Raw genomic sequence first — 14,232 nt, forward strand, 5'->3', positions numbered from 1 at the left:
CTCTCAGAACTTGTTCGCAGGAATCTTGAAGTAGCTGTTCCCGTCCGCCTCGGCCTCCGGAAGCTGCCCGCCGCGCAGGTTCACCTGCAGGGCGTAGAGCATCCGGTCCGGCAGCCCGAGCGTCGCATCCCGCGCATCGCGCAGCTTCACGTAGTCCTCGCGCGATGCACCCCCGCCCACATGCGGGTTCTTCTCCCGATGCTCGGCCACCGTGGCCTCCCACGCCGGGTCTTCGCGGTCCTTCACCGGCGGGTAGTCATGCCCGATGAAGAGCCGCGTCTCATCCGGCAGCTCCAGGATCCGCTGCAGACTGTCATACAGAACGCTCGACGACCCGCCCGGGAAATCCGCCCGCGAGGTGCCCACATCCACATGCATGAACGTGTCATGCACGAAGGCCGCATCCCCCACCACATAGGTGATCGAGCCCAGCGTATGCCCGGGCGACAACATCACCCGCACATCCAGATCGCCGATCCTGAACGTATCGCCATCCGCGAAGAGCCGGCTGAAATCGCTCTCCGGGTCGAACGCGCCCGGCATGTTGTATAAGTCCGCCCAAAGGTGTGCGATCTCCTTCACCTTCTCGCCAATCGCATTCGGCGCGCCGGTCTTTTCCACCAGCCAGCTTGAAGCCATCATGTGGTCGGCATGGGGGTGGGTATCGAGCACCCATTCCACCTCCAGCCCTTCGCGCTTCACGAAATCGAGGATCTCCTGCGCGCTCTCGGTGCCGGTCTTCGCGCTCGCCGGGTCGAAATCCAGCACCACGTCGATCAGCGCCGCCTTCTTCGTGCCGGGGTCGGCCACGACATATTGAATGCTGCCGGTGTCGGGTTCGTAAAAGCCGGTCACCTCCGGCGATCGGGCTCCGGTCGAAGGGCTCTTTCGGGTAAACATGCGGCCTCCTTTTCTCAGATCATATCTAGTTAATTGAATGTGTTTCCATTCCAACCCCCACCGGCCGAAATAGTTTGCTGACCATGGGCAAACCGCCCCGTTCCCGTCTGGCAGAATCGTCCCGACCCATGCTAGGTATAGAGGAATGAACACCATCAGCCCCAATATAAGCCAGGATCGGCCCGTAATTCGCCAGTTGGACGAAGCCGCCGTCAACCGCATCGCCGCCGGCGAAGTTGTCGAGCGTCCGGCCTCCGCGGTCAAGGAACTGGTGGAAAACGCCCTCGACGCCGGCGCCCGTCACATCGACGTGGCCTTCGCCGATGGCGGCAAGACGATGATCCGCGTCGCCGACGACGGCTGCGGCATGTCCCCCGACGACCTGCCCCTCGCGCTGGCCCGCCACGCCACCTCCAAGATCGACGGCACCGACCTGCTGAACATCCACTCCTTCGGCTTCCGGGGCGAGGCGCTCCCCTCCCTCGGCGCCGTCGGCCGCCTCACCATCACCTCCCGCCAACAGGGCGGCGACGGCGCCGAAATCGCCGTCACCGGCGGCAAGCTGGGCCCCGTCAAACCGGCGGCCCTCAACGCCGGCACCATCGTCACCCTGCGCGACCTCTTCCACGCCACCCCCGCCCGCCTCAAGTTCATGCGCTCCGACCGGGCCGAGGCGCAGGCCATCACCGACACCGTCAAGCGCCTCGCCATGGCCGAGCCGTTCACGGGCTTCACCCTCCGCGACACCTCCGGCGGCGGCGAGGGCCGCGTCACCTTCCGCGCCGATGCCGAAACCGGCGACCTGTTCGACGCCCTCCACGGCCGCCTCACCCGCATCATCGGCCGCGAGTTCACCGACAACGCCTTGCCGATCGACGCCAGCCGCGAGGGCCTGCACATGACCGGCTTCGCGGCGCTGCCCACCTACTCCCGCGGCTCGGCCGTCACCCAGTACCTCTTCGTCAACGGCCGCCCGGTGCGCGACAAGATGCTCTACGGCGCCCTCCGCGCAGCCTACCACGATTTCCTCAGCCGCGATCGCCACCCGGCCGCCGCCCTCTTCATCGAATGCGAACCGGTGCTGGTCGACGTCAACGTCCACCCGGCGAAATCCGAGGTCCGCTTCCGCGACCCCGGCCTCGCCCGCGGGCTGATCGTCTCGGGCCTCCGACATGCACTGGCCGAAGCCGGCCACCGCGCCTCCTCCACCGTCGCCGGCGCCACACTCGGCGCCATGCGCCCCGAGCAGCCCGCCCCCCGCGTCTACCAGATGGACCGCCCCTCGCCCGCCGCGCGTCAGGCCGCCTACCAGGCCCAGGCCCCCGGCTTCGCGGAACTGCAAGACAGCTACAGCGCCCGCGTCGAACCCACCCGCGAGGCCGTCACGCCAGAGACGGACGAGCAGCCGCAAGAACCACGCCCGCAATCCCTCCCCCTCGGCGCCGCCCGCGCGCAGGTCCACGAAAACTACATCGTCGCGCAAACCGATGACGGCATGATCCTCGTCGACCAACACGCCGCCCACGAACGCCTCGTCTACGAGAAACTCAAACGCCAGATGGCCGAAAACGGCGTCCGCGCCCAGGCCCTCCTGATTCCCGAGATCGTCGACCTGAGCGAGGCCGACGCCACCCGCCTCCTCGACGAGGCCGAGGAACTGGCCAAACTCGGCCTCACCATCGAACCCTTCGGCCCGGGCTCCATCGCCGTGCGCGAAACCCCGGCCATCCTCGGCCCCTGCAACGCCGGCGCCATGCTCCGCGATATCCTCGACGAGCTCTCCGACCAGGGCGACAGCCTCACGCTGCGCGCCCGCATCGAGGCCATCCTCTCGCGCATCGCCTGCCACGGCTCCATCCGTTCGGGCCGCCGCATGTCCGCCGACGAAATGAACGCGCTGCTCCGAGAAATGGAAGCAACCCCCCATTCCGGCCAGTGCAACCACGGCCGGCCCACCTATGTCGAACTCAAACTCGCCGATATCGAACGGCTCTTCGGGCGCACATGATCCAGATCGGCGACACCATTCTCGACCTCAACGACCCGCTCACCCTCGCCCTCCTCGGCGGCGGTGCGCTGCTCCTCCTCATCGTCATCCTGCTCTTCGCCGCCATCCGCGCGGCTTCCCGCTCGGCAAGGCTCACCGAACCCCTGATCCGCCAGATGGGCGACCTCGGCCAGCGCGTGCAGGGCCTCTCCGACGGTCAGCACCAGCTTTCCGGCGGGCTCACCCACGTGGCCGAGGCGCAGTCGAAGGCCCAGACCAACATGCTCCACCTGATGGAAAAACGCCTGGCGCAGGTGCAGGAGCAGATGAACGAAAACCTCCACGGCTCCGCCCGCCGCACCGCACAGTCGCTGGGCGACCTGCAACAACGCCTCACGGCCATCGACAAGGCGCAGGAGAATATCACCAAGCTCTCCGGCGACGTGCTCACCCTGCAGGACATCCTGTCGAACAAGCAGACCCGCGGCGCCTTTGGCGAGATCCAGCTCCACGACATCGTCTCCAAGGCGCTGCCGTCCGACAGCTATTCCCTGCAATCCACCCTCTCGAACGGCAAACGGGCCGACTGCCTCATCCACCTGCCCAACCCGCCGGGCCCGATCTGCATCGACAGCAAGTTTCCCTTGGAGGCCTACGAGGCCCTCCGCAACGCCACCGACGACCGGCAGGTCCAGGACGCCGCCCGCTTCCTCAAAACCTCCGTCCGCAAGCACATCCGCGATATCGGCGAGAAATACATCCTCGACGGCGAAACCGCTGACGGCGCGCTGATGTTCCTGCCCTCGGAAGCGGTCTATGCCGAGTTGCACGCCAACTTCCCCGAGCTCGTCCGCGAGGGGTTCGAGGCCCGCGTCTGGATCGTCTCGCCCACCACCTGCATGGCCACGCTCAACACCATGCGCGCCATCCTCAAGGATGCCCGCATGCGCGAACAGGCCGGCGCCATCCGCCGCGAACTGGGCCTGCTCTTCGCCGATGTCGACCGGCTGGGAAACCGCGTCGAAAACCTCGACCGCCACTTCCACCAGGCGGCCAAGGACATCTCGGAAATCAAGATCTCCGCCGACAAGGCCGGCCGCCGCGCCAAGCGTCTCGACAATTTCGACTTCGAGGAACTGGCCCCCGAAACCGAGCCCACAATCGTCAAGCTGACCAAGCCCGACGGGTAACCTTACCCCGCGATCCTTACCATTTCCCTACCCCTGGCGCCCGCTCCGGTCACGAACCGGCCTTCGGGCCCCGCCACCGCAAAAAACACCGACAAAATACCGACGTTATACCGACGCGATACCGACATCGGGTTTCTACGGCAATTTCAGTTGGTTAACGCTGCAATCGTGGGTCTCAGGTCACCCTCCGCCTCCCCGCCAATTTCCCCACCCGTAACCGTATCCGTAGGGTGGGTGCCAACCCACCACCCCGCCTGAGAATCGACCACGACCGCAGCGTTCTTCAATCCCCCGGTGCGAAGCCGCGCATCGACGGGCCGTGGCGCGGCGAACCAACGCTCGTGATGGGCAATTTATGCCTGCCAAACCCCTCCGACGATCGAGCGTGGCACTCCGATAGCCAAATCGCCGTGCCGTGGGTACGGCCCGTCGATGCGCGGCGGGCTTTGCCCTTGTTCCGCGCAGCACACCCTCAAACCCACCACTCCCAAAACAAAAAGCCCCGGGAAACCCCGGGGCCTTTCCTTCAATCTGTCCCGAACCCTACCCGCGGCAGTGCTTCGCTATCTCGCGGTTCAGAAGCCCCGTCTCGACCAGCTGGCACCGGTTCTTGGCCTCGTAGTAATAGCCCTTGGCGTACCACATCACGGCCTCGTCCATGTTCCCGTCGGACACCAGCCACGCGCCGCGCAGGTACTTCACCGCCCATTTCAGGTTGGTCTCGGCATCCAGCAGGTCAGAGTTCTGCCCCTTGAACCCGATGCCCCGCGCCGTCGCCGGCAGGATCTGCATCATCCCGTAATAGGGGCCGTTCCGCGCCTGGGGCCGATAGTCGCTCTCGCGCTGCACCACCTTGTGCACCAGCGGCCGCGGCACCTCGTAGGCATCGGCATACTTGTTGATCAACACCCGCAATTCCGGCGTCTCGCCCGGGTAAAGCGTGAGGGCCCGCGTCGAAACTTCGGGCTCCCGCGATGCGCCACAAGCCGCAACCGCGGCCACGCCAAGGCATAGCAGAATATTTCTGAAAATCATTCGGTGTCCTGTCCCAAAACCCCGTGGTGGGGGCAGAAAGGGCCAAAACACCCGAATCAGCAACCCGAAAGCCGAATCGCCGCCCGTTCCGGCAAGAATCTGCCCGCCTACATCGTCTCCAGGCAGTGCCGCCGGAAGGCCCGTTTGAGCATGTCCAGCTCCTCCCGAAGAAGGGTCACCTCGGCCCGGATATCGTAGCTCAGCGCATCCCCCGACATCAGGGCGAAGTCGCCGATCCGCTCGCCCGTCGCGGTGTCGCTGATCAGGAAGGTCTGCACCCCGTCGGCAATCACCTCCGCCGGGATCGGCACCCTGAGAACCCACAGGTTTTCATCCGGTTTTTCAATGACCTCGACCCCCTCCAGCGGGGATTGCAGATGCGTCACCTCGACCTCCGGCCGGGCCTTGCCACCGCCCTCTCGGGTCAGCACGCCCTCCCACACGCCCTCGAACAGCCGCGTCTTGGTGAGTGTCAGATCCGTCATGCCATGCTCCCTCAGAATTCGGCCCGCGGCCGCCGGCTCAGCGTCAGGTCACGCACCGTCACTTGGCTCATCTGCGGGTTCTCGAAAATCAGGTCGATCCAGGCCCGCTCGACCCTTTTTTCATTGATGTTGGAATAGGCGAGGTCGAACTCCGCCATCACCGTATCTTCCCTCAGCGGAAGCTCCCGAACCAGCTGTTCGGTGTTGGGCCCGTGCTTGATATTGAGCCGCACGAATATCTCCAGCGGCTTCTCCAGCTCGGCGATCGTATCGACCCGGATCAGGTGCGACCGGTTCAGCCCCCGCACCGCCCCGTCGGGCAGATCGAGCGCCAGCGACAGGAAAGAACCGTCGAAATTGAACACGTCCATCCGAAGGCCGAACGGCGCGAGATCGGCCTCCCGCAGGTTGCGCACCTGCCGAAGCGTCAGCTCGGAATGCTTGCAGTCATGAAACAGCACGATCTCGTCGCCCAGCCGCGTGTTGCTCTGCGCCGAGGACAGGCCCGGCACCGCCAGCGGGTTGCGCCACAGGGTCGGGCGCCACGCCCAGTCGGTGCCATGCGGTTTCGGAAAGACGGCCGAGCCGATCACCGGCAGCGCCAGCCGGTGGTCGGCCACCGCGATCAGCTCGTTCAGCTCGTGCCTGAGCTTGCGGGCCGCCGCCCGTTCCTTCCGCAAGTCCTTGAAAGAAAAAGACGAAGCCTGCCGCGCCGACATACGCCACCGCCGCAGCACACGCCGCTGCGTGAGCCAGTCGAGCACCGAATTTCTCAACACTGCCATTCCGGGTCCACTCTGTCTGGTCTGCCCTGTCCTGCCGCGGTTAACCCGTTCACATCATTATCCGGAATCCGTTGACATTCCACTCGAATCCGAACCTTCCGGCTTGGGATTCGGCACCGCTCCGGCCGCCGGCGGCGCCACCGGCCGGGCCGGGCTGGCCCGCCGTATCGTGCGCGCCAGGTCGGTCAGAAGCGCCCGGCCGTCCTTGCCGGCCATCGGGCTGCCCTTGCGGGCATAAAGCGCCAGCGCGATCAGGTGACCGTTCAGCGCCATCCCCCCGCGCCAGTGCCGCGCATCGCCGCCCTCAAGAATTCCGTCACCGCCGCTGGCAAAATGCACCAGCGTGACATCCCGGGTCTCATGGGTGGCGATCACTTCGGCCGGCGCCATCAGCGCGGCAATCTCCGCCGCGCTCGGCCGGGCCGCATCCGGCGTGTCGGGCAGAACCGAAATGGTCATCAGCAGCGGCTCCACCCCGTGGCCCCGCAGCCCGCTCAGCGACTCGCAACTGGCCAGCAGCACGAACCCGCCATCCCGTCCGCGGCGCAGCGTGCGCTTGTCGATGCAATAGCCGTTAGGCCCGCGCACGATGACGTCGCCATCGTACATCTCGACCTTGCGCGCCGCGTCGCTCGTGACCGCCTCGCTGCCCGAGGCGAGAAAGCTCAGCGCCCCGCTGTCGGCCCCGAGACAGCCCGCCAGCGGCAGCACCGCCGCCAGTGCCACGGCCCGAAGAAACCCCCGGGCCGTGCGCCTGTCAGATATCCATGTAGACATGCCGTTCGGCCTTGCCCCCGGGATGGGTGACCGCGCCCTTGTAGGTCTCGCCCACAAGCTTGGCGTATTTCCACAGCGCGCCCGAGGCATAGATCGTCTCGCGCGGGCCGCCCCACGCCTCTTTCCGCTTGGCAAGCTCCTCGTCCGACAGGTCGACCGACAGCTCGCCCTCGATAGCGTTGATGGTGATCATGTCGCCATTCTGCAAAAGCGCGATCGGCCCGCCATGCGCGGCCTCCGGGCCCACGTGGCCCACGCAGAAGCCCCGCGTCGCGCCCGAGAAGCGGCCATCGGTGATCAGCGCGACCTTCTTGCCCATGCCCTGGCCCGACAGGGCGGCGGTGGTGGCCAGCATCTCGCGCATGCCGGGGCCGCCGGCGGGGCCCTCGTTGCGGATGACGATCACCTCGCCTTCCTCGTAACCGCGGTTCTGCACGGCGGCAAAAGCGTCTTCCTCGCATTCAAAGACCCGCGCCGGGCCGGTGAACACCTGGTTCTCGGCGGCGATCCCCGCCACCTTCACGATGGCGCCCGCGGGGGCAAGGTTGCCCTTCAGGCCGACGACGCCGCCGGTCTTGGTGATCGGTTTGTCGATCGGGTAGATCACCCGGCCGTCCGCCTCGCGGTCGATCCGGTCAAGCTCCTCGCCGATGCTGCGCCCGCTCGCGGTCACGCAATCCTCGTGGATGAGGCCGGCCTTGCGCAGCTCCTTCATCACCACCGGGATACCGCCCGCGTCGAACAGGTCCTTCGCCACGAATTGCCCGCCCGGCTTGAGGTCGACGAAATACGGCGTGTCCCGGAAAATCTCGCAGACATCATCGAGGTAGAAATCGATCCCCGCCTCGTGCGCAATCGCCGGCAGGTGCAGGCCCGCATTGGTCGACCCGCCGGTGCAGGCCACGACCCGCGCGGCGTTCTCGAGGCTTTTCTGGGTGACCACGTCCCGCGCGCGGATGTTCTTGTCGAGCAGGTGCATCACCGCGTGCCCCGACGCCTCGCCATACTGGTCGCGGCTTTCATAAGGCGCCGGCATGCCCGAGCTGTTCATCAGCGCCAGCCCGATCGCCTCGGACACGCAGGCCATGGTGTTGGCGGTGAACTGCCCGCCACAGGCGCCCGCGCTCGGGCAGGCCACGCGCTCGAGCATTTCCAGCGCCTTGTCGGACAACTCCTTGTTCTGGTGCCGGCCGACGGCCTCGAACATGTCCTGCACCGTCAGGTCGCGGGAACGGAAATCTTCCGGAATTTCATCCACCTGCGGCGCCTTGCCCGGCAGGATCGACCCGCCATAGATGAACACGCTCGGCACGTTCAGCCGGACCATTGCCATCATCATCCCCGGCAGCGACTTGTCGCAGCCAGCCAGCCCCACAAGCGCGTCGTAGCAATGCCCGCGCATGGTCAGCTCGACCGTGTCGGCAATTGCCTCACGGCTCGCCAGAGACGAGCGCATGCCCTCGTGGCCCATGGCGATCCCGTCGGTGACGGTGATGGTGGTGAATTCCCGCGGCGTGCCGTGGGCTTCCTTCACCCCGCCCTTCACCGCCTGCGCCTGGCGGCTCAGCGCGATGTTGCAGGGCGCGGCCTCGTTCCAGCAGGTGGCGACGCCGACCAGAGGCTGGTGAATCTCTTCCTCGGTCATGCCCATGGCATAATAGTAGGACCGGTGTGGCGCGCGGGCGGGGCCCTCGGTCACGTATCGGCTGGGCAGCTTGGTCTTGTCGAATTTCGTCATCTGGGGGCCTCCTCGAACGTCGTCTCAACGGTCTAGGATAGAGCCGCGCGCGGGGCAAGCGGCTTGTCCCCCTCGAACCCTGCGCTCAATTGCCCTGACAGATGCCTCCGGCGGGGATATTTTCACCAAGAAGAAGCCGGTGGTGCACCCCCCTGCTTCTTCTGGCTGGAAATATCCCGGGGGAGACGGTGAAATCCCGTAGGATTTCACCGTTGGGGGCAGCGCCCCCTTATTCCGCCGCTCTCAAGGCCGCCTGAGCACAGAAGCACGATGCCGCCACCGCCTTGTCGGCGCGGGCCTGGGCGAGGTCGAGCCGCTGGCGCACCTGGGCGATCTCCACCGTCTCGGCCCGGGCCTTCAGGCAGTCATGCAGCCCCTTCAGCGCCCAGACATTGTCCGGGTGTACCGTCGCCCGCGACAGCTGTCCGCCGAGGCCGAGATCCTCGCGGAACACCCCCTCGGCCTCGTCGATCCGCCCCTGCTCCAGCAGCAGCGCGCCCATCGCATGGCGGGTGGGCTGCATCCAGCCCCATGGCTCGTCATAGGGCAGGTTGTCGTCAAGCTCGACCGACCGGCGCAAAGCCCCGAAGGCCTCGTCGTGCCGTCCCTCGCGGTAGAGGATCTCGCCGCGCAGCATTTCCGCCCCGATCGCCAGCAGGTCGACCACCTTGTTGTTGTGCACCCGCCGGCTCTCCGGCACCCGCGCCATCGCGGCGTGGTAGAGCGTCTCCTCGGCCAGGGCCTGTTCCACCTCGCCCAGTGCCGCATGCCCCACGCCGCGCGCATAGTGCACATGGGCCGCAAGGGTGCAGTACAGCTCCGTGTCCTCGGGCAGGTCCAGTTCCGTCGCCTCGCGCCAGCGTCCGAACCGCACCAGCACATGTGGCTCGAACCCCAGGTAGGCCTCGAAGTAATCCGCCATCGGCGGGCTCTCCATCCGCAGCATCTCTTCCGGCACCGTCTCGGCCGCGCCGCGCACCGCCCGCAGCGCCGGCTCGATCTGGCCAAGGAACATCGCCCCGTAGATGACGAAATGGTAATTGTGCAGCCGGTAGCCCGAGTAGATGTTGAAAGCGCCCCGCTCGCGCCAGAACCGCACGTCGGCCACGACGGCCGCCTCGTTCCAGTCGACCACGTTCTGGTAATGCCCGCACAGCACGTCGATATGGGTCGGCATATGGATCAGGTGCCCCGCATCCGGCACCAGCCGGCGCAGCGCATCGCCCGCCTTCAGCGCCTTCTCGGGGAAGGGCGACATCTCCATCAGGTGGACATAGAGGTGCAGCAGCCCCGGATGCCCCATGGCGCCCGGAAGCTCCGCCATCGCGGTTTCCAGCACGGCCTGCGCCTCGACGGTCAAGGCGCCGGGGGCGGGCGTGCCGCTGGGCAGGTCCCACATCTTCCAGGGCGTCACGTTGAGCAGCGACTCGGCGAAGACGGTACATATCTCGAGATTGCCGGAATGCGCGCCATAGGCCATGCGCATGGCATCGGCGAAATCGGTGTTCCAGCCCTTCATCACCTCGAGGTCCGCGGGCTCGTCCTGCGGGTACCGTGCCGGCAAAGCGCGGATCAGCGCGGCCTCCCAGGCCGTCACACCGGCGACCCGCTCGAGCGCCGCATGGGCGCAGGCACGCCCCACCGTCAACGCCGCCTCGCGCCCGGCCTTGTCGAACAGATCCCAAGGCATGTTGTAATTCGGGCCCGCGGCATAGCCCTTGCCCCAATGCGCCATGGCACATCCCGGATCGGCGGCAATCGCCCTGTCGAAACAGGCGACCGCCTCTTCGTGATTATAGCCGTAGGTCCACAACAGCCCCCGATCGAACCAGAGCTGCGCCTCGGCCGATGCCGTGCTTACCGGGAAGCTGTGCGCTCCCAGATCGAAATATCCGTCCATCCCAACTCTCCCTGTCTAAGGCCGAACATACCATGAATCGGGGCACAGGATGACTCCTATCGTACCAATCCGCATTGCCCCTGCCCCGCCCTGCACATAGCTTGGCCGTCATGCGCTATGATGCCCACGAAACGCTGACCGCCCCGGCACGGCCCTCGGCGCAGCCCCTGCGGCTGGCGGGCGGGGTGGTTCTGGTGATCCTCCTCTACCTTCCGCTGGCCTACGCATATGCCAGTTTCGCCCCTGGAGCGCTTGGCTATGACGGGTCCACGTCACTGCTCGAGGGGCGGGCGCCGCTTGCGGTTCTCATCCTTCTGTTCGGGTTCACCTTCCTGATCCTTTCGCTGGGTATGACACTGCGGCTGGTGCATCAAAGGGGGCTCGGCAGCCTGATCGGCCCGTCAGGGCCGGCGCTGGCACAGTTCCTCCGCTGCCTGCGCTACCTGTTACCGCTCTACCTGGTGCTGACCCTGATGCCGATGCCGGCGGACTATCAGCTCAGCCCGAACCTCTCGCCGGGCCGCTGGATCCTGTGGCTGCCGCTCGCCCTGCCCTGCGTGCTGATCCAGACCAGCGCCGAAGAGTTGGTCTTCCGCGGGTACCTGCAAAGCCAGCTCGCGGCCCGGTTCCGCAGCCCGGTCATCTGGATCGGCCTGCCCTCGGCCCTCTTCGCGCTGTTCCATGTCAACCCGCAGATGCCGGCCGGCGAAACCTGGGCGGTGATGATCTGGGCGGGTTTCTTCGGTGTCGCCGCCGCCGACCTGACCGCCCGTACCGGCACGCTGGGCCCGGCGCTGGCGCTGCATTTCATCAACAACGTCTTCGCCATCCTCGTGACCGCCCCGGCCGGACAGCTTGACGGGCTGGCGCTCTATACCTTTCCCCTGCCCTTGGGCGAGGCGGGCTTCGCGTGGTACGTGCTGCCGATCGAACTGATCTTCACCCTCTGCGCCTGGCTCACCGCCCGCATCGCGCTCCGGTGCTGAGGCGCGCACGCCCCGAAGGCCGATTGCATTCCGCGCCCCCGGCGCTTATTTCAGGCGCCATATGGCCAAGCCGCAAAAGGGCGACCGGATGAACTGGATCACCAACTACGTCAGACCGCGGATCAACTCGATCTTCTCGCGCCGGGAAATCCCCGAGAACCTGTGGTCGAAATGCGATGACTGCGGCACCATGCTGTTTCACCGCGAGCTGAGCCAGAACCTCAATGTCTGCACCAATTGCGGGCATCACATGCCGATCACCCCGCGCGACCGCTTTGCCGCGCTCTTTGACGGCGGCACCTATGCCGAGGTCGACGTGCCCCTGCCCACGCCCGACCCGCTGCAGTTCCGCGACCAGAAGAAATACCCCGAGCGCATGCGCGCCGCCCAGAAAGCCACGGGCGAGAAAGAGGCGATGCTGGTCGCCCGCGGCGAGATCGGGCGCACGCCCATCGTCGCGGCGGCGCAGGATTTCTCGTTCATGGGCGGCTCGATGGGCATGTATGTGGGCAACGCCATCATCGCCGCGGCCCAGGAAGCGGTGAAGCTCAAGCGCCCGCTGATCCTGTTTTCCGCCGCCGGCGGGGCCCGGATGCAAGAAGGCATCCTGAGCCTCATGCAGATGCCCCGCACCACCGTCGCCGTGCAGATGCTGCGCGAGGCAGGCCTGCCCTATATCGTCGTGCTGACCCATCCGACCACGGGCGGCGTCACCGCCTCCTACGCGATGCTGGGCGACGTGCATATCGCCGAGCCCAACGCGCTCATCTGCTTCGCCGGTCCGCGGGTCATCGAACAGACCATCCGAGAGAAACTGCCCGAGGGCTTCCAGCGGGCCGAGTACCTGCTCGACCACGGGATGCTCGACCGCGTGACCAAGCGCACCGACATGCGCGACGAGCTGATCACCATCACCCGCATGTTGCTCGGCCTGCCGCCCGCGGTGAAGGGCGACCTGCCCGCCCCCACGCCCGAGCCCGAGGCCATCGAGGCGACACCGCCCGCGCCGCCGCCGGTCGAGCCGCCGGAAAACCCCAAGCCGGCGGCCAAGGCCGACAAGAAGAAATCCGGCAAGGAATGAGCGGCGCCACCTCGGATGTCATCCTGCAACGGATGATGTCGCTTCACCCCAAGATCATCGACCTCACGCTCGACCGTGTCTGGCGCCTGCTCGACCAATTGGGCAACCCGCAGGATGCACTGCCGCCGGTCATCCATATCGCCGGCACCAACGGCAAGGGCTCGACGCTGGCGATGATCCGCGCGGGGCTCGAAGGGGCCGGCAAGCGCGTGCACGCCTACACCTCGCCCCATCTCGCCCGGTTTCACGAGCGCATCTACCTCGCCGGGTCGCTGATCTCCGAGTCCGACCTGACGGCGGTGCTCGACGAATGCTACGCCGCCAATGGCGACGAGCCGATCACCTATTTCGAGATCACCACCTGCGCCGCCCTTCTGGCCATGTCGCGCACCCCGGCCGATTACACTTTGCTCGAAGTCGGGCTTGGCGGCCGGCTCGACGCGACCAACGTGATCGCCCAGCCCGCACTGACGGTCATCACGCCGGTGTCGGTCGACCATGAATCCTTCCTCGGCGACACGCTCCCCAAGATCGCCGCCGAGAAGGCCGGCATCATCAAGCGCCGCGTGCCTTGTGTCGTCGGCCCGCAGGCCGAGCCGGCGATGGAGGTGATCGAGGCCACGGCCCAGCGCCTCGGCGCCCCACTTCTGGCGCATAGCCAGCACTGGCACGTCACCACCGAACGCGGGCGGCTGATCTTCCAGGACGAGACAGGCCTGCGCGACCTGCCGCTCCCGAACCTGCCCGGCGCCCACCAGATCGAGAATGCCGGCGCGGCGCTCATGGCCCTGCGCCACCTGAACGCAGGCGATGCCGCGCTCGAGGCGGCGGTCACCCAGGCCCGCTGGCCCGCCCGGATGCAACGGCTCACCCACGGCCCGCTGATCGACGCCGCTCCGCAAGCCGAGCTTTGGCTCGACGGCGGCCACAACCCCGCGGCGGGCGAGGCGCTGGGGCGCTACCTCGCCAGCCTGCCCGACCGGCCGATGCACCTTGTCTGCGGGATGATGAACACCAAGGACGTCAAGGGTTACATGCGTCCGCTCGCGGCCCATGCCGCCAGCCTTACGGCACTGTCGATCCCCGACGAGCCCAACACGCTCTCGGCCGAGGATACCGCCGCCGCCGCCCGCGCGGTGGGGATGGAGGCAGGTGTGGCCGACAGCGCACTGGACGCCATCCGCGCCATCGTCGCCGAAGACCCCCATGCCCGCATCCTGATCTGCGGGTCGCTCTACCTTGCCGGGTCGATCCTGCGCGAAAACGGCTGAGGCCCGCGCCCGGAATTTTAAAAATTCCGGGTAAGAAAATACGCATTTTCTTACCCGTTTTCCGCGCGGAAAACGCCCCCTGGCACCGAAATCTTCA

General features: G+C 66.6%; 12 protein-coding genes. 5 read left to right on the top strand and 7 right to left on the bottom strand.

Annotation, left to right across the window (positions count from 1 at the left end):
• Positions 1–3: 3 nt before the first annotated feature.
• Complete coding sequence (locus RIdsm_RS23655) at positions 4–900, bottom strand: MBL fold metallo-hydrolase (RefSeq protein ID WP_057812902.1); 897 nt, start codon at positions 898–900, stop codon at positions 4–6.
• A gap of 145 nt (positions 901–1,045) precedes the next feature.
• On the opposite strand from RIdsm_RS23655, the gene mutL reads away from it, so the two are divergent.
• Together mutL and RIdsm_RS23665 are read left to right on the top strand one after the other, a co-directional pair.
• Positions 1,046–2,908 carry a DNA mismatch repair endonuclease MutL gene (mutL, locus tag RIdsm_RS23660; RefSeq protein ID WP_057812900.1) on the top strand — a complete coding sequence of 621 codons (1,863 nt, stop codon included), beginning with the start codon at positions 1,046–1,048 and terminating at the stop codon, positions 2,906–2,908.
• Positions 2,905–4,077: a DNA recombination protein RmuC gene (locus RIdsm_RS23665; protein ID WP_057812898.1), complete on the top strand. Its 1,173-nt coding sequence runs from the start codon at positions 2,905–2,907 to the stop codon at positions 4,075–4,077. The genes mutL and RIdsm_RS23665 overlap by 4 nt, the downstream gene beginning before the upstream one ends.
• Positions 4,078–4,620: 543 nt before the next feature.
• On the opposite strand, the gene RIdsm_RS23670 is transcribed toward RIdsm_RS23665, so the two are convergent.
• The 6 genes from RIdsm_RS23670 to RIdsm_RS23695 all read right to left on the bottom strand — a co-directional run bounded on the left by RIdsm_RS23670 (position 4,621) and on the right by RIdsm_RS23695 (position 10,797).
• Complete coding sequence (locus RIdsm_RS23670) at positions 4,621–5,112, bottom strand: lytic transglycosylase domain-containing protein (protein ID WP_177228388.1); 492 nt, start codon at positions 5,110–5,112, stop codon at positions 4,621–4,623.
• A gap of 107 nt (positions 5,113–5,219) precedes the next feature.
• Positions 5,220–5,597, bottom strand: coding sequence for a hypothetical protein (locus RIdsm_RS23675; RefSeq protein ID WP_057812897.1), 378 nt, complete (start codon positions 5,595–5,597; stop codon positions 5,220–5,222).
• A gap of 11 nt (positions 5,598–5,608) precedes the next feature.
• Positions 5,609–6,382: a DUF6478 family protein gene (locus RIdsm_RS23680; protein WP_057812895.1), complete on the bottom strand. Its 774-nt coding sequence runs from the start codon at positions 6,380–6,382 to the stop codon at positions 5,609–5,611.
• Positions 6,383–6,439: 57 nt separating this feature from the next.
• Entirely contained in the window at positions 6,440–7,159 is a 720-nt protein-coding gene (locus tag RIdsm_RS23685; protein ID WP_143100383.1) for a hypothetical protein, read from the bottom strand.
• Positions 7,140–8,897 carry a dihydroxy-acid dehydratase gene (gene ilvD / locus RIdsm_RS23690; RefSeq protein ID WP_057812891.1) on the bottom strand — a complete coding sequence of 586 codons (1,758 nt, stop codon included), beginning with the start codon at positions 8,895–8,897 and terminating at the stop codon, positions 7,140–7,142. Before ilvD ends, RIdsm_RS23685 begins: the two co-directional genes overlap by 20 nt.
• A gap of 229 nt (positions 8,898–9,126) precedes the next feature.
• Positions 9,127–10,797 (bottom strand): tetratricopeptide repeat protein, encoded by a 1,671-nt coding sequence (locus RIdsm_RS23695; protein WP_057812889.1) that lies wholly within the window; start codon positions 10,795–10,797, stop codon positions 9,127–9,129.
• A gap of 110 nt (positions 10,798–10,907) precedes the next feature.
• Between RIdsm_RS23695 and RIdsm_RS23700 the strand changes: the two genes are divergently transcribed.
• The 3 genes from RIdsm_RS23700 to RIdsm_RS23710 all read left to right on the top strand — a co-directional run bounded on the left by RIdsm_RS23700 (position 10,908) and on the right by RIdsm_RS23710 (position 14,135).
• Complete coding sequence (locus RIdsm_RS23700) at positions 10,908–11,783, top strand: CPBP family intramembrane glutamic endopeptidase (RefSeq protein ID WP_057812886.1); 876 nt, start codon at positions 10,908–10,910, stop codon at positions 11,781–11,783.
• Positions 11,784–11,871: 88 nt separating this feature from the next.
• Entirely contained in the window at positions 11,872–12,864 is a 993-nt protein-coding gene (accD, locus tag RIdsm_RS23705; protein WP_057813299.1) for an acetyl-CoA carboxylase, carboxyltransferase subunit beta, read from the top strand.
• On the top strand, positions 12,861–14,135 hold the full coding sequence (locus tag RIdsm_RS23710; RefSeq protein ID WP_057812884.1) for a bifunctional folylpolyglutamate synthase/dihydrofolate synthase: 1,275 nt from the start codon (positions 12,861–12,863) through the stop codon (positions 14,133–14,135). The genes accD and RIdsm_RS23710 overlap by 4 nt, the downstream gene beginning before the upstream one ends.
• Positions 14,136–14,232: the final 97 nt, after the last annotated feature.

The sequence above is a fragment of the Roseovarius indicus genome, assembly GCF_008728195.1.
GTDB lineage: Bacteria > Pseudomonadota > Alphaproteobacteria > Rhodobacterales > Rhodobacteraceae > Roseovarius > Roseovarius indicus.

Coding starts and splice junctions, on each gene's coding strand:
- RIdsm_RS23655 (WP_057812902.1), bottom strand. CDS start 900: ATGTTTACCCGAAAGAGCCCTTCGACCGGAGCCCGATCGCCGGAGGTG.
- mutL (WP_057812900.1), top strand. CDS start 1,046: ATGAACACCATCAGCCCCAATATAAGCCAGGATCGGCCCGTAATTCGC.
- RIdsm_RS23665 (WP_057812898.1), top strand. CDS start 2,905: ATGATCCAGATCGGCGACACCATTCTCGACCTCAACGACCCGCTCACC.
- RIdsm_RS23670 (WP_177228388.1), bottom strand. CDS start 5,112: ATGATTTTCAGAAATATTCTGCTATGCCTTGGCGTGGCCGCGGTTGCG.
- RIdsm_RS23675 (WP_057812897.1), bottom strand. CDS start 5,597: ATGACGGATCTGACACTCACCAAGACGCGGCTGTTCGAGGGCGTGTGG.
- RIdsm_RS23680 (WP_057812895.1), bottom strand. CDS start 6,382: ATGGCAGTGTTGAGAAATTCGGTGCTCGACTGGCTCACGCAGCGGCGT.
- RIdsm_RS23685 (WP_143100383.1), bottom strand. CDS start 7,159: ATGTCTACATGGATATCTGACAGGCGCACGGCCCGGGGGTTTCTTCGG.
- ilvD (WP_057812891.1), bottom strand. CDS start 8,897: ATGACGAAATTCGACAAGACCAAGCTGCCCAGCCGATACGTGACCGAG.
- RIdsm_RS23695 (WP_057812889.1), bottom strand. CDS start 10,797: ATGGACGGATATTTCGATCTGGGAGCGCACAGCTTCCCGGTAAGCACG.
- RIdsm_RS23700 (WP_057812886.1), top strand. CDS start 10,908: ATGCGCTATGATGCCCACGAAACGCTGACCGCCCCGGCACGGCCCTCG.
- accD (WP_057813299.1), top strand. CDS start 11,872: ATGAACTGGATCACCAACTACGTCAGACCGCGGATCAACTCGATCTTC.
- RIdsm_RS23710 (WP_057812884.1), top strand. CDS start 12,861: ATGAGCGGCGCCACCTCGGATGTCATCCTGCAACGGATGATGTCGCTT.